Genomic DNA, 19,473 nt, shown 5'->3' on the forward strand with positions numbered 1-19,473 from the left:
CTAGAACTCCCGCCAATCATCTAGATCATCTTGGGGTGCAATCTGTACCGCGCTAACTGCGACTGAGGGTTGGGTCGAAGAAGTGTGTGCTGTACCTTGCAAAGACATCCCTGTGCTGGTGTGACGCTTTCCTGTGTAAACAGGTTGCTCGGTCTTGGCGGGCTCGGAAGGGGTAACTTCAGCATCAATTCTGAAATGCCGAATAAGCTGTAAAAGAGTATCAGCATCGGTGTTGAGGGATTGACTGGCGGCGGTTGTTTCCTCGAACAAAGCTGCATTTTGTTGGGTGACTTGATCCAGTTGGCCCATCGACGTGTTGATCTCACTCAAGACGGAGCTTTGCTCCTTTGCGGAGTGTTCAATATCACTGACGTGCTCTGATATGTTGGTCACAAAGCCAACAATCTCTTGCAAGGCAGTCCCGGCCTTACCCACGAGATCGACACCGTGGCTCACCTGTTTTCTGCTTTCGGATATGAGGTCATTTATCTCTTTGGCGGCTTCGGAGGACCTATGTGCTAGGGACCGGACCTCTGATGCTACAACAGCAAAGCCTCGCCCTGCATCGCCGGCTCTTGCGGCCTCCACGCCGGCATTCAGGGCCAATAGGTTCGTTTGAAAGGCGATGTCGTCAATGACGCTGATGATCTTGGACATCTTGGAAGAGGATGAAGATATAACGCCCATGGCCGAAACTGCTTCGGTGACGACCAAACCACTCTGCTCAGCATTCGCCTTCGCGGCACAAACAACACCATTGGCTGCCGTGGCGCCTTCGGCTGCAGAAACCACTGATGCCGTGATCTCTTCGATGGCGGCAGCGGTTTCTTCCAGCGTTGCGGCTTGCTTCTCAGTTCGGGTTGAAAGGTCGGCGGCGGCATTACTTATCTCCGCGACTTCACCTCGGATGCTCTCTGCATTGGTGCGGACGTCTTGCATGGCTTTGGCAAGCCGAGAACTGGTAGAATTGAAGTCAAGCCGGAGCTTTTCGTATTGGGTTCCAAACGTATTTTCTATTGTGGCCTGCAGATCTCCATCTGCCAGCTTGTTCAAGCCTACCCCTAGCTGCTCGACGACAAGGTCTTGTTGCGCCTTCATTTCTTCGCGCTCTTTCGCGGCTTGTACTTGTGCGGCTCGTTGCGTGCTTACGTCATCAAATATGGCGACAACCCGAGATATTGTTCCATCGAGATCATGTACGGGGTTCAAAGACCCCATCAACCAAAGGGGGCTTCCATCTGCTTTTGTCGCCACAAAAGTCCCCGAAAGTGTTTCGCCCTGCCCGGCTTTTAACGCAGCGTCGATGAGAGGGACGGCATCAAGGGGGGGGCCATCAACTGATGAACTCAAAATCTCATGCAGATCGTCAAGACTGCCCACGTTTGCTGCATTCAGCATGTTTGCATTGGCGTTGATGATCTCGCCTTTTGTGTCCATTTCAAACACCGCTTGCGAGGCTTCAATCGCTTCTAAAAGTGTAGCGGACAGAAGTGTCTCGGTGACGTCCTTCCATTCGACAATATAGCCCGTGTGCTGTCTGCTGTTCGGATCAACAATACGACCAATGTTGAGATTAAGCCGGGCTTGACCGAGCTCGATATGCATCGAGATAGGTGAGGTTTCTGCACACCCCGCATCAAGATCATCACACCTGTGAAGGGCATCTAGGCGTGTCCCGACCATATCGGCCGGATCAACGGCGACACCTTTTTGCGACCATGCCTCTCGATGCTCTGCGATCAGGTCTTTGGCCGCTGGATTGATATACGTCACGACGCGGTTTTCGTCGGTGATCATCATTGCCGCAGAGGATTGGTCAAAAGCCGCTCCTTTGAACTGAGCGTCATGCGCCGCTGACTGTCCTGCTGCTAGGTCCCCTCTCAGATCACCCAGAGCGGATGCGATCTGCCCAATTTCATCCTTGCGTTCTGTGTCAGGGACATCGCTGGTCAGATCACCATTGGCTGTCTGGCGGAGCGCTTTGATGACGCGGCTCAATGGACCGGACAGTGACCGCGCAAACAGCCATCCCATCCCGAAGATTACAAACTGAACGATAGCCATCTCGATCAGAGTGAAGTTGCGGATTGCCACTGCGGGCGCCAATACTTCGTCCAGCGATTTTTCTACTGCCAACGTCCACGTTCGGTTCCAGACCGCTACAGGTGCAAAGGCAGTTGTGGCGTGATCGTACCACGTACCCGCGCCCTCGAAGGCGGCATCCTCTGCCTGTTGCACCGCGTCCAAGAAACCGGTTTTTGCACGTATTTCATAATACGGCGCTGGTCCCCCATTTACTCGGGGAGCCGTCCGAAACATCCCTTCAGGCCCCAGTAAATAGGCTTCGCCAGATTGGCCGAGGCCAGTGGGTCGGTCGATCACCGCTTGGAGCGCATCAATGGGCAACTCTAGCACCATGACCCCCCGCGTATCACCGCGCACATTCACCAAGCGCTGGGCAATGAAGGCGGTCGGTTGACTTCCGTTAGGCGCGTAGGGGGCTACGTCCATGAACACAGGGGAGGCTGGTCCTGTCTGTGCACTGATCTGCTCAAACAGCTGTGCTAGGGCTGAGCCGCGCGCATCGTCCGCCGCCAGGTTAGTGCCAAAATCGTCCCGTTTTTGAACCGAGTAGATCACCTCACCCTCAGGGTTGATCATCAAAAGATCACCGTAGTTTAGGCTCTGCATAAATCCCTGCATCTGAGCGTGGGACATAGCGTGGGTGAGTGAATATTCTGAGCGATCATCGGCATCACTGAGTTGGTCCCGTAGCGCCATTGGAAACGGATTGTCGCGACCGTAGAGCGCACGAATTGCGGCACGCTCTTCCTCTGACATGTTGTTCCAAGACCTGTTCAGGCCCCGTAGTGCCTGCTGTGCCTCCTGCGAAGCGGCAAAACTGCGGATGTCGCTATCAATTCGTGCGATTAGATCTTCGACCTGTCGCAGGCGGGCATCGCGGGTGGCCATCAGCTGGATCATGTTGGCATCGCGCACCGATGCATAGGCGCTCACGATGTGAAAATAGCCACTGACCCCCATCGCTAGTGCTGTTAAGCCCATCAAAACTAGAGGTAATTTTACCTTAAGGCTCAGGTTTTTGAACAGCGACATATTTGGACTCCGGGCTTACGCGAGGGACAAAACCGTTGGGGAGACGGCTCTGTGTTGGACGCGTGTTTCGCCGCTAGGTGTGAATATTCGTTTAAGTCGCGGCTGGTTTGCACCGTTACAGTCACTGGTTTGTGTAATGCGTGGAGGCTTGTGCGGGTCTAAACCAGACGATGTAGCGACTAGAAAGTGCCCTTTATGGCTATGAACCCCACGCGCCGCGCCCTTTTGTTTGCCCTGTCTGCGACGGTGATTGTCGGGGCCGCGATGATGGGGACTGGCGGCCCACCAAAGGCCCGCGTGGCCCTTACTCCGGAAGAAGCCTTTGAGATGGCTGCGGGAGGTGAAATCCTACTGGTTGACATCCGAAGGCCCGATGAGTGGCGCGCTACTGGTGTGCCAGAATTCGGCACCCCGCTGGATATGCGCCAACCCGATTTCATCGCCCAATTGGCAGAGCTGGCTGATGGCGATTTTGCAGCACCTATTGCCTTGATCTGCGCACGCGGCGTGCGGTCTGCGCGACTTTCCTCACGGCTGATTTCCGCGGGATTTACCGGCGTGATTGACGTCCCCGAGGGGATGCTTGGCTCGCGCACGGGGCCGGGTTGGTTGCGGCGCGGCTTGCCTGTCAGATCCAGTGCTTAGCCACATGGTGTTCCGCTTGATCGTGCCCCTCTTTTTGCTCGCGGCCACGCCTGTTGCAGTGCAGGCCGCTTGTGGCAGATCCGATCCCCCCTGTGAGGTCGATCAGGGCACCTATCGGATCACCCTGCCCGACGGACCTGCCCCAAATGACGGCTATCCCCATGTGATGTTCTTGCATGGTGCCGGAGGGACAAGCCGGGGCGTTTTGGGGATGGCCCAAGTGGTGCAGCCTTTGCTGGATCGCGGCTATGCGGTGATTGCTCCGCAAGGGCTGTCATGGCGTGGTGGCGAAGGCGGGATTTGGTCGTTTCTGCCGGAAACTACCCGGCCGCGCGCCCGGGATGAGGCTGCGTTTTTCACCGCCGTTCTGTCGGACGCGCATGTCCGACACGGGGTATCGGCACAAAAGGGAATGCTGGCGGGGTTCTCTGCAGGGGGTTTCATGGTGTCCTATTTGGCATGTGAAACGCCCCGCGACTTTCTCGCCTATGCGCCGGTGGCCGGTGGGTTTTGGCGACCGCACCCTACGGAATGTGCGGGGCCTGTGCGGTTATTGCATACGCATGGCTGGGAGGACCGGACCGTACCGCTAGAAGGACGCCCGTTGGGTGACCGCTTCCTGCAGGGGGATATTTTTGAGGGGATGAGCCTTTGGCGCGGGGCGAATAGCTGCGCCTCGCCTGCGCCAAGTGCCGTGTCACAATCGGGTGCTTTTCTGCGCCGAAGATGGGAGTGCGCACCGGGATCTGCCTTAGAACTTGCGCTTTATCCCGGCGGGCACCGCGTACCAGAGGGCTGGGCCGATATGGCACTGGATTGGATGGAACAATTGGCCCCATTGGATCAAGCGACTACTCCCCCGGAATGAACGCCGTCTGAACGGCTTGTTTCACCCTATCTTGCCACCTCAAAGCCGCGCGCCGAATAGCCGGTGCCCGAAGGCTTTGCGGCGTGACCAAAAGCCGGTGATGGGTGGGTCGGCCACTAAGCCAAGAAAGCCCCACAGCCCCCGCCAGCGAAACCGCAATCGGTAATAACCACAGCGAAACCAACCCCGCGGCAATTCCGGTCAACAGGGCGGCGCCAAGTATGGTTTCTAACCAATGGGCGCGCACCAAGTCGCGCAGATCATAGGTTGCGCCGTCTCGTGCTTGGGGTGTCCAGTCGACTGAGATACCGAGGAGGGTCTGAACCACGGCGCGGGTCTGTTGCACCATCAAGATCGGCGCATAAAGGATCGACAACAGTACCTCGGTCACCAAACCAAAAAGAAACGCGCCAACCCCGCCTACCCGCATAATACCACGCCGTTGGACCAAGGTTGCTGCCGCACCAATCAGTTTGGGCGCGATCAATAGGCTGTAGACCAGAAGCATCGCACCGACGTGGCCTTGGGTGCCCATTTCGGGCCATGTGGGGCGTAGGGGCATATCGGGTGAGAAATAAGCGAGAACGCTCCGTTCTTCGCTAGTGCCAATCAAGGCCCAGATAATCAAAAGAGCAAACCAAAGCGGTGATAGCAAATAACCCACTGCCCCATGCAGCAAGTGAAACCGTGACAACCCGTGAAACCCCCGCGCGCGTAACAAGCGCAGGTGCTGTAAATTGCCCTGACACCAGCGTGTGTCGCGGGCGACGTGATCCAGTAGAGCTGGCGGTGCTTCCTCCCACGAGCCGCCCAGTTGCGGCAGAAACCGAATGCCCCACCCTGCGCGCCGCATCAGTCCCGCCTCGACAAAATCATGGCTCAGGATCAGCCGCCCGCCCTGCAATTTTGGCAAGCCCGCGCTGGCTGCAAAGGCCGTGGTACGGATGATCGCGTTGTGACCCCAGTAGTTCCCCTCCTGCCCGGTCCAAAGGGCCAAGCCCTTGGCAAGCGCGGCTCCATACGTGCTGTTGGCGAACTCTTGGGCACGGGCAAACAACGTGCGCGCACCAATAAGGTGTGGAAAGCTTTGGATCAGCCCTGCGCCGGGATCACTGGCCAGGGCATCAGTTAGGGCGCGGATCGCGGGCGCGCTCATCAAGCTATCGGCATCCAGAACCAGCATCGCGTCATGTGCGCCGCCCCAATGCGTGACCCAATCGGCAAGGTTGCCCACCTTGCGGTCCGTATTTTGGGCGCGCCTGCGGTAGAACACTTGCACACGGGACGGCAGGCTTGCCCGTAGATGCGCGAATGCGATTTCCTCGTGCACGGCGGTGTTTGGATCACGGGTGTCGGACAGCATATAAAGAGTAAATGTATGGCCCTGCGCCCGAGTGTGGCTTAGCGCCTCCATCATAGCAGCGGCGTTGCCAAAGGTTAGGTGCGGAGCCTCATTATAGATCGGCATCAAGAGCGCGACATTGAGCGGATCACCTCGCGCGGCGCGGGGTTTGTGGGCGCCCAGTGCCAGTGCCCCCAAAAGAGCCGTGGCAAAGCTGAGCGCGATCCAAAACACACCAAAGCCGATAAGACAGGCCAGAAGGACCTCAACCCAAGACAACCCACCTTGGGCGAACCACTTGAGAAAGACCATCATCAACAGTCCGGTGATGACCAGCGCCGGGGCAAAAACCGCGATCCGTGCCCAGATCACTTGTGGCACGGTCACGGGGGCAGCGTGCGGGTTAGGTGCGCCCTTGTGGGGTCGATCGAAGGCCTGTTCAGGAAAGGCCAAGGGCTGTTGTGGCGGCATATGACCGTATTGAGGGGCGAGGTTCATGCAGGTGCCCTCCACCGGTAAAGCCAGACCTCGGATACTGGTCGGCCCTTCCGCAGAAGCTGTGCGCGTAATTCGGCGGAAGTGCGTCCCTCAGGCTCAAAGCTAAAGGCCAGCCGCACACCCTGCCCGTCCGGCAATCGTTGCAGCAAGCCGTCACTGACCGCGACATCGTTTGAGGAGACATGCACGCCAATGTCCTCAAGCGGACCGTTTAGCTCTGGATGGCCCTCGAAGTCGATCACCATCTGCTCCGCATTTTGTGCGAAATTCAGCCCGGCTAACGTGTTGCTCACACGTGCCAGGTCACGGCGGCGCAGCGGCTCTTCGCCCCATGTCAGGCGATAGTCGAACCGATGCGCGCGCCCGGGCACAAGTGCTTCTCTTGGGCGCCAGTAGGTGACGATATTGTCGTAAATCTCTTTGTCCGCAGGGATTTCGACCAAGCGCACCACGCCTGGTCCCCAATCGCCCAACGGCTCAACCCAGGCAGAGGGACGCGTGTGGTAATGCGCCTCAAGGTCTTCAAAATCCGCAAAATCGCGCGCGCGCTGCATCAGACCGAAACCCTTGGGGCTGTCATCCACAAAAGCCGAAAACCCAAGATCGCGCGGATTGGCAAGTGGTCGCCACAGCATTTCGCCTGCGCCATTCCACACCAACAGCCCGTCACTGTCATGCACCGCTGGGCGAAAGTCGCGAAAGGCCTCGCGGTTGGTTTCATCGTAAAGAAACATGGACGTCAGGGGCGCGATCCCAACATGGTCTAGCGCCACACGCGGAAAGAGCGTTGCGCGCACGATCATTTCGCACCGCTCACCCGGAGTGATCTCAAACCGAAAGGCACCGGTCACAGAGGGGCTGTCCAACAGGGCATGCAGGATAAACGTGCCCGCGTCGTGTGCGGGTGTTTCTACCCAGAAACGCACGAAGTCGGGGAACTCCTCGCCGCCATCGTCGCCGGTCTTGAGGGCAAGCCCCCGAGCCGACAGCCCATAGTTCTGGCCCGTCGCGAGGGCACGAAAATAACTGGCGCCCTGAAACACACAAAACTCTTGATAGATGCCAGCTTTGATCAACTCTGCCCGCAGTCGTAGGCCCGAATAGCCCATCGTCTCATCCAAGGGCAGCTCAGGCGCTTTGTCGGTCTTGTCGAACAGCGCGTAGTCAAAGGCTAAACGATGCGCCCTATCCTCGGCCACGATGTCCACTTCAACCGCTTGGGGAAAGTAGAGGCCGGGATGAAACAGGTCCAACTGAAGGGGTAACCCTGTATCAGACCAAACCGCCTTGGAGGTATTGAACCAAATTTTGCGATATTGATCATAGGTCAGGTTGCGCCATGCCTCGGGCACCAAGGGACGCGGGCGAAACGGAGCCTCGGACAGCGTGCGTGCCATGGTTTCGACTGTGGTGGCGTCGAAGGGCTCATCACTCAGGAAGCGAGGCATAATGGCATGGCTGGGAGCCGCGAACAGCGCCAGCGCCGCCGTGCTTTGCGTGAGAAACTCGCGACGCGTAATCATAGCCGTGCCCTCCAAGGTTGGGACTTGAACCAACCCGCCCCATAGGCGCACAGGATCAAAAGCCCAAAGCCCGTTACGTTCACCATCGTCCACGTCCATGCATTACGGCCAATGTTGTCGAGGACAAAGCCATTCACCCGCGCCAGCACCATGGAAAAGATAAACACCGCAAGGCTTTGCTGACCGACCTTTATGATCAGCGGCAGGATATGTTCCCACACGCGGGCCGCCAACGATGTGCCCCGCGCCATTAAGCGCGCGCCTTTGTGGCCCGCCAAGGCGTAGCCCAAATAGGCCAGCGCCAAGAAGTGCACATACCGTAGAATGCCAAAGTCGGATTTGTCGATCAGACCCTTGTTTGCAACGCGCCATTCGATCACCGGGTTGGTTTCGAACGCAAGGCCGAACCATTCGCGGCTAACGGCGCGCACACCGATGTTCGACAGCGGGACATTGGCGATGACGATGATACCCGCAACAATGAGCAGTGCCTTGTTGATGGGGGGCGCAGGAATCCATCCGCGCATCAGGGCAAAGCCGGTAAAAAACACCAATTGCCAGCCAAAGGGGTTAAAGAACCACTGCCTATCGGACCACGGCTCAGCCGGTAGGTTTAGGTGAAGCCCGCTCAGCCCGACTGCTGCCAAAAGACGTTCTTGAGCAGCCAACCACAACACAATGACCACGCCAGCACTTAGGAACAGTGACACCCGCGACAGAGCTACAACCAAGGGCATCAGGGCCAAAACCACCATATACATTGGCAAAATGTCGAAGTAGTTCGGCACATAGGTCAGCGTGAATAGGCCCACCAACTGGGGCCCCGGATCGGCGAAGACCTTCCACAGGTTCAGGGTCCCGATATAGACCTTGTCGTAGGCCCCGGACTGATCAATTGCCGCCAGCAGGGTCGCGATGGCGAAGAACATCCCGATATGCGCCCAATAGACCTGCCAAATTCGAAATCCGACCCGCGCGGTCCCCAGCCCTAATCCCGCACGGTCAAACGTACGCCCAAAGGCGATCGCGCTGGCCATGCCCGAGCAAAACACAAACATCTCGGTGGCGTCAGAAAACCCCCAGCGCGCCGGTATCCACGATGTCCAAGCGTTGCCGGGAGTGTGTGCCAAAAGGATGATGAACATTGCGATGCCGCGAAAAAAATCCAATCGGGGGTCGCGGATCGCACTGGTGGGTGGTGCCACCGTTCTGGGGGCGTTTTGAAACGCGGTTTCTGGGCTTGTCGTTGTCATACTTGGGTCTTTCCGGGGTCGTGTCGCACAGGAGGCCAGCGGCCTATTGTGCGGCTAAAAGGGCCGCTTGTGTGCGGGCTTGCGACAGCAGCGCGTGGCGTGCGGCGGCGTAACCATCCTCACCTCCGCGCTTCGCTTGCCGATCTGCAAGCAGCGTTTCGACTTGGGCGAATTGCCCCGCGCGCAAGCCTGCGTCGATCGTGATGCGTTCAAAAACATCGCGTTGGGCATGGCTGCCCCCGGCCTTTTGCATGTCGGGCCGTGCGGCCAGTAGGTTGGTGAAAGCGGCGCTATAATTTCCCTCTCCGAAGGCCTCTAGCCCACGGGCTGCGGACAAGCCGGGGGTGGCCATACGCTTGCGTGCAACTGTGTCGGCGTATTTGGCATCTGCGTGCATCCGGCCCAGCATGCGCGCCATGGCGTCCTCACGCCCATCGGCGGCGAGTGCGAGAATGTAATGCAGATCAGCAAAGATGAGGCAGCCATCCTCGGTTCGGCTTTGCGCAAGGTCTGCCAGTTCCTCCCACCGATTGCCGACATCGACCCCTTCCAACTCAAGCCGCATGAGCAGCGATGTCCCGTTTGAGATATCGCGGTAGTCATCGGTTTTGTCGGCTCGGATCTCGGTATCATATAAGCTCATAACCTGATCCATTTGACCCAAGTCCAAGTGCATCAGAGCCTTGTGCCACCACACATGGTAGCGAAAATTGTTGCAATGCGCCCATGCGGCCTCTCGGCCAGAAAGCCAATCCAAACCGCCCCGCGCATCTCCTGTCATGTCATGAACGTGCGCCACGGCGTGCAAGCCCCAAGCGTCATCGGGTGCAGCCTCTAGACCGCGCAGGCCCGTGGTCCGGGCGCTGGCGTATTCGCCGGTTTCTTCTAGGGCAAAGGCCATACAGCCCTGAAAATACCCATGCGCCATGTGGTCTGGGGTATAGGCTTCTGCCACCCGTTCCAATGACGCGCGCATGCCAAGGCTATCGCCCAAAACGAACCGCCATGCGTGCGACAGTTTCATCGCGAGCGCATCTTGGGGCGTGACGCGCAGAATGTGTTCAAGTGACCTAAGGCCCGCATGCGTGTCACCGGCAACGCACGCCTCTAGCGCGGCAACATATATCTGCTCGCGTGGCAATTGATCGGGACAGGCACGCGCGGCTAAAAGAGATTCTGCCGCGACGCTCATCAACTCGCGGCGTCCAAGCAGCAGGTAGAACATGCCCTTTGCCACGTGAGCCAAGGTGAATTGTGGCTCAAGCTCAAGAACGCGAGCCAAGTGATGGGGTGTGTCCGCGCCATGGGCCAGGAACGCCCTGATCGTGCTGTCCCACGCCGCGATCGCCTCGGGGTGGCGCAATGGAATGGGTAATCCGAATGGGTCAGTTGCCATGAAACAGGCCTTTCAAAAGAGATTTGACGCAAATTGAGCGTTAATTCTCTTTCTCAGTCGCAGGCCCGGCGGCGTTCGTAAATTCACGCCCCCGTGACCACACGCAACTGTGACGCTTCTTGCCTATTTTCGTGATCAAATTAGCGGATTTACGCCAAATCCAATGGCTATTCGGTGGGCATATCCCATGGATTATCAGCCTGAAGCCGCTGCGTATCTGCGCCAAACCGGGGCGGTGCATGGCGGTACGTGACCGGCGTTTGCGAGAGTTTGAGCGGGTTTCCGATCAGGTGGCACGTCTCCCCATTGGGCGTTGTCATATCGACCTGCATCTCACGGGCGGCGACTTGATCGCTCGCAAAAACCTGATCCAGCGTTTGTACAGGCCCGACCGGGACTTTGCGCGCTTCAAGCGCGGAAATCAGCCTCTGGGTCGCGATTTGTGCGACCGTTGGTTCCAGAATGCTGGCCAAGGCATCGCGGTGTTTGAGCCGCCCTAGGTTGGTCGCAAACCGTGGATCATTGGCAAGCGCAGGTAAACCAACCGCGTCGGTAAAGCGTTGGAATTGCCCATCGTTGCCCACTGCTATGATCACATGACCATCAGAGGTGGCATAAACACCATAAGGCACGATGTTGGGGTGTCGGTTGCCCCGTCGCCGGGGCAATTCACCGGATGTTAAGTAATTCACCCCCTCGTTAATCATCCACGCAATCTGTGCGTCCACTAGGGCGACCTCAACATGTTGGCCCTGCCCTGTGGCCTCTGCGTGGCGCAACGCTGCAAGCAAGCCAATGGTGGCATACATCCCGCACATCACATCTGCGATGCCCACGCCAACCTTCATCGGCTCACCCTCTGGCTCACCTGTGATCGACATCAACCCGCCATACCCTTGGGCCATAAGGTCGTATCCCGGTTTGTCGCGATTGGGCCCGGTCTGTCCAAAGCCGGAGATGGATCCGTAGACTAAGCTTGGGTTTTCAGCGGCCAGATCGTTGTATCCGAGACCATATTTCTCCAGACCGCCGGGCTTGAAATTCTCGATCAGGATATGTGCATCGGCGACCAGCTTGCGAATATGCGCCTGCCCCTCGGATGTTGAGATATCGACCGCAATGGAATGTTTGTTACGATTGGTCGACATGAAGTATGCGCTAAGATCAGTTTGCGCGCCGGAGGCATCGGTTACGTAATGCGGGCCCCATTGACGCGTGTCATCCCCCCCCGTGACGGGGTTTTCGATTTTCAGAACCGTGGCGCCAAGGTCGCCTAGCGCTTGGGTGCAGGTCGGCCCAGCAAGGATGCGGCTCAGGTCCAGCACACGGACACCGTGGAGCGGCCCGCGCGCTGAAGGATTAGAAGCGGCCGTCATAGCTTTGCCTTTCGATTTCAGCAGCGATCAGAGTGAAGATCTGTGTCTGAGCCAGTCCGTCGGTGACAGCAGCCATAAGGTCATCACGGTTTGAGACGGTTACGCCGTTGCCGCCAAACGCCCGTGCGATGGCGGCATAATCGTGATGGCCAAAGTCCACCCCAAGGTTCGGCATCTGTCGCGCGCGCTGTTTTTTCTCAATCAAGGCAAGCGATCGGTCGACAAAGACCACCATCACAACGGGCAACCCCATTTCGGCTGCGGTCGCGAGTTCACCGGTCACCATTAAAAACCCTGCATCCCCCATGAACGCGATGACATTGGCGTCTGGTGCGGCGATCTTGACGCCGAACGCGAGCGGCATCGCACAGCCCATCGTGCACAGGCCTGTCGATTGCAACAACTGCCCAGGGCCATCGCAGGTCCATGTCTGACTGAGCAAAATGCGGTGTGCGCCGCTGTCGACAGTTGCGATAGTGCCTTTGGGGGCCACAGTGCGCACCGCGTCAATCACCGCCACAGCGCCCCAGTCGTCCGTGCGATCAAAATCCTGCGCCAGTTGGGCACGGGCAGCATTGATCTGCCCCTCAGGCCACGTTTCTGCGGGCGTTGCCGCCATAAGGGCACGCAACGTAGGCTGCAGGTTTCCAACGATATTCATGCTGGCATGGTGCATGTAGTGGTGATTGGGCGCGTGCCCGATATCGACCACCATTTGCCGCGTCGGGTCCCACGGGTTCTGCCACCCTGTCCGCATCTCAATGGGGTCATAGCCCAAGCACAGAACGAAATCCGCCTGTTCAAACAACGGCAGAATGCTCCGGTCGGCCAAAGGCGACAAGCCGGCGCCGCTAAGGCACAGCGGATGATCCTCGGGCACAATGCCTTTGGCTTTGTAGGTCGTGACGATGGGGACATTGAAGCGCTCCACAAACGCAAGCACATCAGTGCTGATGTCTTCACGCACGGCATCCAAACCAACCATCAGAATGGGTTTAGTCGCAGAGGAAAGGGCGTGCACGATGGGATTGACGTCGCTCAGCGTAACCGCAGAGGCCGCAGGCCGATTGGCGCCGCGATCTTCACTCGCAGCATCCGCAACGCTGATAGGCACATCAATATGCACAGGACCCGCGCGCCCTTCTAACGCGATGCTGAGCGCTTTGTCCGCAATTACGTCCGCCGCCTGCGCGCTCAGCGTAAAAGTCGCTTTTGTGATTGGCGCAAACACTGCGCGGTGATCCAACACTTGGTGCGTGTAAATCTCGGCATCATGGGCATCGACACACCCGGTCAGGACAATCATCGGCACGCGATCTTGTTCGGCATTGGCCACGACGTTCACGCCATTCACTGCGCCCGGCCCTACGGTTGCCACCAGAATTGCGGGTGCACCGTCCATGTGGTGGCCACCTTCGGCCATGAAACCACCTGCGTTTTCGTGCTTGCACAGCACAAACGTGATCCCTGCCCGCTCCAGCGCGTCGATCAACGTCAAAACCTCACCGCCCGGCATTCCAAAGGCACGGCGACACCCCGCAGCGTATAGGCGTTGCGCCAAGATATCGGCTGCGCGAAGGGCTTGGGTCATGGAGGTGCCTCTTTATTGTTTGTTCAGAGCGTTTGGCGGCCATATTTTCCCGCACAACAAGGCATGACAAGCGTCTCTGTGTGACACAAGACCCAAGGCATCACATTCTTGGCAATGTTTGTTGCAAAAGGCCCTTGCGCTTGCCCCAGCCTTGGCGCTACACCGCCCGCACGGTGAGGTGGCCGAGTGGTCGAAGGCGCACGCCTGGAAAGTGTGTAGGCGGGAGACCGTCTCCAGGGTTCGAATCCCTGTCTCACCGCCACTTGCCCTTGAGAAACTGATCTCCGATTGAGGCCATCCTGGAATTTTGTTGTTGTTGTCAAAGGTTATAGCCGACGGGCTGTTGAGTGCCTTTCTGGAGGTTTGGCCAGAAATGGTTCTCTGACCCCCGATATTCTCCAAAGCTGTTGACTAAATTGGTTTTGGTTCAGTTTTGTAAGGCATTGTAAAAAATCAGTAATTTATAACTTTCGTTTGCGAAGTTCGAAGTTCCGCACGCTGGGCGGGCGGAACTGGGAGCGAACCATGATGAAAACTAACATAGCAGCCGGTGGCTTCCAGGTTGGACATCAATGCGTACGGCGAAATCCCTTTAGAACAACGCGTTGTGGTAAGATATCCTCCACCTGTGCGTTCTCAAAGGTTCGGTGCTCTCTGATTGTGTTGGGTTTCGGGACGGTTTGGCTCTGGATTTTCGTATATCGACCAAGTCGTCCCATTGGATAACCTGTCATTATTGAAACGATTGCAGGCAGTTGCGGTTCCAGTTCGTCATTGTCCAGCCCCCATCTTCCAGCAAGCACCCGCTTGACCAATTCGGCTTCGCCGTTAACTTCATCAAACGCTTTGTCTACCTCACTCCAAAATTCGAGGAACTCGAGTCTGACATGTGCCTTGGCGATTGATAGATGACGGTCGAGAAAGACCTCATGCAGGAATCTCAACAGTTTTGTTTCTACCATTTTTACGGAGGGAGCATGAACCTTAAAATCCAAGGCCAATGCCTCGGTAGTTGGCCTGGTTTGCAAGGCTTGGGCGGTCCTCAACTGAAATGTCTGTGGGGCAATGGCGGATAATTGCCGTGCCTCCAAAACTGCGACTGCCGTCGGGATGATTTGCTGCAGAAAGCGCTGCGGCGAGGAGGGTTCATCCTCAGGAAATACCGGAACCTCTGCCAGCCAAGCGTAGTTCAGCCAGTCAACATTGCCTTCTGAATCCACGCTCTGGGAGAGGAAGCCGATATGCTGGTGAGCAATTTTTGCAGGTCCCTTTTCAACATCAATGTTGCCCGCTGCTGCCGCACCCAAATAGTCGCCGACGTCAATGACGCCTTCCGCTGCAAGCGCATCGGCTGCCTTTTTCAATTGCAAAAGTTTCAGGGACACGGACAAGGCCTCGCCTGCGCCCTGTGACAGGAGGTTGCCCTCAACCAGCATTGTTTTTCTGAAGTCACCTCCCGTCGGGAGTTCACCGGTAATGATGGCTGTAATTAGGGGCAGTTGATCCTGAAAGGCCTCCGCAGGCGTTCCCCATGCCAATTCAAGCCCCGTGATCAGGTCATTAAGCGATATGTCTCCCTCAATGGATGAGAAGTGTTCGGCAGCCTTGCGCCAAGGGGCCGTGAATTCAGGCCGGAAGTGATAAGGGGCATTGGCGTAGTCGCCATGTACAAGTGATGCCGCCAGACGTCGAAGTATCATTGCCTCTTTTTGCCGGACTCTTTCTCGGGTAATCCGCGTGGGCATCAATTCACCCACCGCTTCAAGGGTAAGCCGCTCCAAAGGCGGTTTCATGATCCGGTTTTCCAAGATGATTCTGTTGTCGTCGGTTTCCCCCGCTAGGACGGTTTCCTCGATGACCAAGGGAAGCAGCGCAATCGTTTGTTCAAAGGTGCCGGTTAGGGGTTGTGAGGGCAGAAGCGTAAGCTGCATGAGGTCACAATATGTTTCCCAATCCACATCGCCGTCCGGACGCTGTGCTTTTGTCAAAGCTTCGAGCCCTACAGCGATCCGGGAAACTGTTGTTTTGCCCATTGAGGGAAAGGACAGAATTTTCGAACTAGGGTAGTTGGCAACATCTCCAATGGTTGATAGCCCCTGTTCTCTCAGTAAGTCGGACTTTTTGCCAAGGTGAAGCCCACCCAAATCCAAAGCCCGAATTTGGGATGAAAGGTTCGCTGGTGGTTCAATGCTGCCTTCCGGATCAGCTTTATTTGGACTTTCGTACTCCCGTTCGGTGGTTTCCGTGATGGGGTGGCGCATGGCCATGATCTGCAGAATTTCTGGGTCTTGCCTTATAGCTTCGGCCAATTTGATCAGGTCACTCCAAAGCTCCAAAAGCTTGACCCTGCCAAAACCGGATGGCAGTTGCCCGATGCCATCGCGCAGTTTTTCAACGAGCATTCCAAACGTGCCGATACCAGCACGCTCCAGCATTGCACCTGCATTCCCGAGGGACTCACGATTGACGGAAAACACTGGGTTGCCAGGGTGGAGTTCCCGAAATTCCATAGAGTTGAAATACAGGCCCTTTGGTTCGAAATCAGGCTGCTGGTAATAGGACAGCCAGTCAACACCGTCTCCGGAAATGCAACCCAGAAGCCTGAAGCTGCACTTAGCCAGCTCATTCCGGTTGACGACAGACAATTCCGGATTGGTCAGAACGTCGGCAATATCGGAAACTTCAAGGCCACCCAAGGATTCAACCTGATCTGATGCTGCCGGATTCATATGAAGATGGCGAATACTGGTCCCGGAAGCAATGCCGCTCTTGTCTTTGCCGTCTTCTGGTAATTCAAATTTTTCCGGCTGTCCCATCATCAGTGCACGCGTCTCCAGCCCCTGAGAATGACTTTCGCCGGAAGCGCATGAGATTGGGCAAGGAAACGAATGCGGTGGAAAGATTCGCTTTCGTCTTTGGATATCTCGATCTCATCGCCCGCCTGTGCGCCGTTGCGGCGCAGATATGCAGTTAGGCAGGTAAGGCGATATTCATTCCGTGTGCCACGTTCGTCGTGAAGCTTATTGTTATAGTAAATGTATTGAAGATCGAGGACGTCGCCATTTTCATCCAGACAATGTATCGTATTGCGTGGATTCTTGACATCCGGATCGAGGTGACCGAGGAAATCCCTGAATTCCCGGTCGCCTTTGGGTATCAGCATCCCGGCCTGATGGCTTTTGGTTTGGCCGGTGTCATTGGCGCTGAGCGTTTTGCGGAATGCTTGGCGTGTCATTTTTTCCTCGGGCTTATGGTGATGGCTTTTTCTAGATCTTCCACATTCCGGTTGGAGACCGGCACGATTTCATTTCCCATTTCGTTTTTCCATGCCGAACGGTCGAGCATGACCCGCTCTATGGTATCTTCATAGTAGAGGCGGTAAATCGTGACCGGTAAGGTTTGGCCCCGTCTGTGGGCCCTTGCGCTGGCTTGGGCCTCAAGGGCCGGGTTCCAGACTGGGGTCAAGTGGATTACGACTGTCGCTGCCGTGATGTTCAGTCCGGCACCGGCTGCCTTCGGGTTGAGGACGAGGATGGCTGGACCGTCAAAGTCACTGAACGTATCAATGACTCCCTGACGCTCTTCCTGGGGCGTGCTTCCATTTATGGCTCCCCAATATGCATCGGGCAGGTCCTGCCCCGCCTGCCTCAAGAGTTCCCCCATCCGGTTGAACAGGGCGAAGACCAAAACCTTTTTCCCGGTGCTGAATGCCTCGTCGATCAAGGCGAGCGCCCGTTCCATTTTAGTGTTGATCAGCGGCACCCCGCAATTCGGGTCGATGACGGCATTTTCGCCCCCATCAATTTCAACCTTGTTCTCCCTCAGCCATGGGTGTGCACAAACGAGCTGCAATTGGAGCGTTGCGACCAAGGCACCAGCCACCGGGTATTGGGCCAAAGTTGCTTCCCGGACGTCTTCGTAGTGGTCAACAAGGTCTTCTTCCATTTCAAGCGGAACGTCGATATCAATCCTTTCGGGCAAGTCATCGGCAACATCCGCGACCTTTCGTTTGATCATGATCGGACCAACGATTTCAGCGACTTCCCTAGCTGTTTCAATGCCGTCTGGGTACCTTTCCTGAAAAGCGCTCAAATCACCCAACACGCCTGGTACGGCAAAATCGGCCAGTGACCACAAGTCAGTCAGACTGTTTTCAACCGGTGTGCCCGTCATCGGAATGGATTTCATGCGGGGAATGGTCGCAACACATTTTCGGCGGTTGGAATGTGGATTCTTGATCGCCTGGGCTTCGTCGCATATCACCCATGACCACTCGAACGCGGCAAAAATCGAGATGTCGTTCACCATGGTGTCATAAGTGGTGATCACAACATTGGCGGACTGCAGTCCCCTGAAGGTGCCTGTTCTTTCCGGGCCACGATGAACAAGGATCGAAAGTGATGACGCAAATCTCTGAATTTCCCTAACCCAATTTGCTATGAGACTGGTAGGGCAGATGATCAGGGCGGGCGCGGCCTCGTCAGGGACCTCCATCATCAGCAGCGCGATGATCTGGAGTGTTTTCCCCAATCCCATTTCGTCCGCAAGGATCAGGCCACCGTGCGAATTGGCGGTGTCCCCCATCCAAGCCACGCCTTTTGCCTGATAAGAGTAGAGCTTGGCGTCCAAGCCTTTGATTTCGATTTCTTCTGAATGCATTGCTGCCGCAGATGTGCCGGTCTCAAGAACTGCATCCGAAAGTTTCAACTCTATGTCCGGATCACTTTCAGTCAACTGCTGACGCAGTACGCCGTATCTAACACCTAACGATGAATCCGGTCCCAGCTTGGTGATCAGGGCTTCGGGAACATCTCTCGGAAGCGGCCTTATGATGTTGCCATCTAGTACCCAGTCAAAATTGTTTGCGGGTGCAGGAATGATGTGTTCATCCCCACGAGCCACTCGGCGGCCAGCCAATTTTGCAACTAGGCGTCCATCGAGTTTTTCTACGATTACGACCGGATCTAGCACACGTTCGCTTATCCGGAAGTCCTGTGGCAGATCCTTGACCACATCTGCAAAACGGGGAGGCATATGAATTGGATCAACTGACATTTTTTTCCATCATGCATTGAAGTTCTGTGACCGAATGCGGGATGGGCTTTCGCGTGTGAACGGCACGGTGGCAGTTAGGGCACAGTGGAGCCAAGTCCGTCCGGGGGTCATACTTGCGCGGCTCCCCTAAAGATGAAAGCGGTTGCAAGTGGTGAACTTCGATTATCGAGCCAGCCTCACCGTAAATCGTTTTTGGCACCAAGCCGCAGGCTTTGCAAATGTGCCCATGAATTCGCAAACACAGAAGTCTGTTTCTGGGATTGCGTTCACGGGTGGCGATTTCCCGCGTCGTAAGTAAGCCTTCCATTGTACCATCCGGCTCATTTTCCACGACAATATCGTAACCGATAAGCTCGGCCATCGCAGCCATCATTGGCACAATCACTTCTCGACAGGTTGCAATCATGGCATCCGGGCTATCGGAACTTTCACCATGGCGGAGCGATGCATGCATGCGAAACCCACCATTATTTACATGCCAGGAGTTCATTGCCTGCTCGGGAATCTCCACTTTTGCCTCGGCAATGATGCTCTCGACTAGGGATCGCGCAAGTTCAATGTCTTCATCCGGAGCTTCGGATATCTGTTCAATGATCTGGCGTGAGAAATTTCCGAAGCGCAATTCAACCCGATGGGATTTGAGCCCTTTGGGTCTCAGTTCAATAACCGGCCCTCGGTTGCGCTCCAGATCACTGAACCAGATATCAAGGCCGGTCCGAAACCCGTCTTCCCGGGTGGATAGAGAAATTCTTGCACCCGTACCTTCGGCGATTTCCTTTGAGATCAGGTCAGTATGGTTCTTGAGCATC

13 protein-coding genes and 1 tRNA gene are annotated in these 19,473 nt (G+C 56.4%); 3 read left to right on the forward strand and 11 right to left on the reverse strand.

The features are described 5' to 3' along the window. Positions 1-3,117 carry a methyl-accepting chemotaxis protein gene (locus AC4GMC_RS00650; protein ID WP_487876140.1) on the reverse strand — a complete coding sequence of 1,039 codons (3,117 nt, stop codon included), beginning with the start codon at positions 3,115-3,117 and terminating at the stop codon, positions 1-3. Positions 3,118-3,312: 195 nt separating this feature from the next. On the opposite strand from AC4GMC_RS00650, the gene AC4GMC_RS00655 reads away from it, so the two are divergent. Next, the gene (locus tag AC4GMC_RS00655; protein WP_487876141.1) at positions 3,313-3,762 is read left to right on the forward strand and encodes a rhodanese-like domain-containing protein; all 450 of its coding nucleotides are present in this window, start codon (positions 3,313-3,315) and stop codon (positions 3,760-3,762) included. A 22-nt stretch (positions 3,763-3,784) separates the two neighbouring features. Continuing rightward, complete coding sequence (locus AC4GMC_RS00660) at positions 3,785-4,630, forward strand: CE1 family esterase (RefSeq protein ID WP_487876151.1); 846 nt, start codon at positions 3,785-3,787, stop codon at positions 4,628-4,630. On the opposite strand, the gene mdoH is transcribed toward AC4GMC_RS00660, so the two are convergent. From mdoH to AC4GMC_RS00690, 6 genes are all read right to left on the reverse strand, one after another. After that, the gene (gene mdoH, locus AC4GMC_RS00665; RefSeq protein WP_487876142.1) at positions 4,614-6,470 is read right to left on the reverse strand and encodes a glucans biosynthesis glucosyltransferase MdoH; all 1,857 of its coding nucleotides are present in this window, start codon (positions 6,468-6,470) and stop codon (positions 4,614-4,616) included. The two genes, AC4GMC_RS00660 and mdoH, sit on opposite strands and share 17 nt — an antisense overlap. Beyond that, positions 6,467-7,993: an OpgD/OpgG family glucan biosynthesis protein gene (locus tag AC4GMC_RS00670; protein ID WP_487876143.1), complete on the reverse strand. Its 1,527-nt coding sequence runs from the start codon at positions 7,991-7,993 to the stop codon at positions 6,467-6,469. The genes mdoH and AC4GMC_RS00670 overlap by 4 nt, the downstream gene beginning before the upstream one ends. Then, positions 7,990-9,246, reverse strand: a complete 1,257-nt coding sequence (locus tag AC4GMC_RS00675) for an OpgC family protein (protein ID WP_487876144.1) — start codon at positions 9,244-9,246, stop codon at positions 7,990-7,992. Before AC4GMC_RS00675 ends, AC4GMC_RS00670 begins: the two co-directional genes overlap by 4 nt. 43 nt (positions 9,247-9,289) lie before the next feature. Next, positions 9,290-10,642, reverse strand: coding sequence for a tetratricopeptide repeat protein (locus AC4GMC_RS00680; RefSeq protein ID WP_487876145.1), 1,353 nt, complete (start codon positions 10,640-10,642; stop codon positions 9,290-9,292). A 167-nt stretch (positions 10,643-10,809) separates the two neighbouring features. Then, positions 10,810-12,018, reverse strand: a complete 1,209-nt coding sequence (locus AC4GMC_RS00685; RefSeq protein ID WP_487876146.1) for a CaiB/BaiF CoA transferase family protein — start codon at positions 12,016-12,018, stop codon at positions 10,810-10,812. Then, the gene (locus AC4GMC_RS00690) at positions 12,002-13,609 is read right to left on the reverse strand and encodes a thiamine pyrophosphate-binding protein (protein WP_487876147.1); all 1,608 of its coding nucleotides are present in this window, start codon (positions 13,607-13,609) and stop codon (positions 12,002-12,004) included. Before AC4GMC_RS00690 ends, AC4GMC_RS00685 begins: the two co-directional genes overlap by 17 nt. Before the next feature lie 172 nt (positions 13,610-13,781). Here AC4GMC_RS00690 and AC4GMC_RS00695 point away from each other — a divergent pair. After that, positions 13,782-13,871 (forward strand) — tRNA-Ser (locus AC4GMC_RS00695). 307 nt (positions 13,872-14,178) lie between these two features. Here AC4GMC_RS00695 and AC4GMC_RS00700 read toward each other — a convergent pair. From AC4GMC_RS00700 to AC4GMC_RS00715, 4 genes are read right to left on the reverse strand one after another with little or no spacing between them, the layout of a single operon-like run. Further along, on the reverse strand, positions 14,179-16,428 hold the full coding sequence (locus tag AC4GMC_RS00700; protein ID WP_487876148.1) for a hypothetical protein: 2,250 nt from the start codon (positions 16,426-16,428) through the stop codon (positions 14,179-14,181). Beyond that, positions 16,428-16,844: an EcoRII N-terminal effector-binding domain-containing protein gene (locus tag AC4GMC_RS00705; RefSeq protein WP_487876149.1), complete on the reverse strand. Its 417-nt coding sequence runs from the start codon at positions 16,842-16,844 to the stop codon at positions 16,428-16,430. Before AC4GMC_RS00705 ends, AC4GMC_RS00700 begins: the two co-directional genes overlap by 1 nt. Beyond that, positions 16,841-18,664: a DEAD/DEAH box helicase gene (locus AC4GMC_RS00710; protein WP_487880218.1), complete on the reverse strand. Its 1,824-nt coding sequence runs from the start codon at positions 18,662-18,664 to the stop codon at positions 16,841-16,843. Before AC4GMC_RS00710 ends, AC4GMC_RS00705 begins: the two co-directional genes overlap by 4 nt. Further along, a complete protein-coding gene (locus tag AC4GMC_RS00715) occupies positions 18,654-19,472 on the reverse strand; it encodes an HNH endonuclease (RefSeq protein ID WP_487877506.1) in 819 nt (272 codons plus the stop codon). The genes AC4GMC_RS00710 and AC4GMC_RS00715 overlap by 11 nt, the downstream gene beginning before the upstream one ends. Between the last annotated feature and the right edge of the window lies 1 nt (position 19,473).

The organism is Thalassobacter sp. (genome assembly GCF_982993085.1).

Coding starts and splice junctions, on each gene's coding strand:
- AC4GMC_RS00700 (WP_487876148.1), bottom strand. CDS start 16,428: ATGATGGGACAGCCGGAAAAATTTGAATTACCAGAAGACGGCAAAGAC.
- AC4GMC_RS00675 (WP_487876144.1), bottom strand. CDS start 9,246: ATGACAACGACAAGCCCAGAAACCGCGTTTCAAAACGCCCCCAGAACG.
- AC4GMC_RS00680 (WP_487876145.1), bottom strand. CDS start 10,642: ATGGCAACTGACCCATTCGGATTACCCATTCCATTGCGCCACCCCGAG.
- AC4GMC_RS00650 (WP_487876140.1), bottom strand. CDS start 3,117: ATGTCGCTGTTCAAAAACCTGAGCCTTAAGGTAAAATTACCTCTAGTT.
- AC4GMC_RS00710 (WP_487880218.1), bottom strand. CDS start 18,664: ATGTCAGTTGATCCAATTCATATGCCTCCCCGTTTTGCAGATGTGGTC.
- AC4GMC_RS00715 (WP_487877506.1), bottom strand. CDS start 19,472: ATGCTCAAGAACCATACTGACCTGATCTCAAAGGAAATCGCCGAAGGT.
- mdoH (WP_487876142.1), bottom strand. CDS start 6,470: ATGAACCTCGCCCCTCAATACGGTCATATGCCGCCACAACAGCCCTTG.
- AC4GMC_RS00685 (WP_487876146.1), bottom strand. CDS start 12,018: ATGACGGCCGCTTCTAATCCTTCAGCGCGCGGGCCGCTCCACGGTGTC.
- AC4GMC_RS00655 (WP_487876141.1), top strand. CDS start 3,313: ATGGCTATGAACCCCACGCGCCGCGCCCTTTTGTTTGCCCTGTCTGCG.
- AC4GMC_RS00705 (WP_487876149.1), bottom strand. CDS start 16,844: ATGACACGCCAAGCATTCCGCAAAACGCTCAGCGCCAATGACACCGGC.
- AC4GMC_RS00670 (WP_487876143.1), bottom strand. CDS start 7,993: ATGATTACGCGTCGCGAGTTTCTCACGCAAAGCACGGCGGCGCTGGCG.
- AC4GMC_RS00690 (WP_487876147.1), bottom strand. CDS start 13,609: ATGACCCAAGCCCTTCGCGCAGCCGATATCTTGGCGCAACGCCTATAC.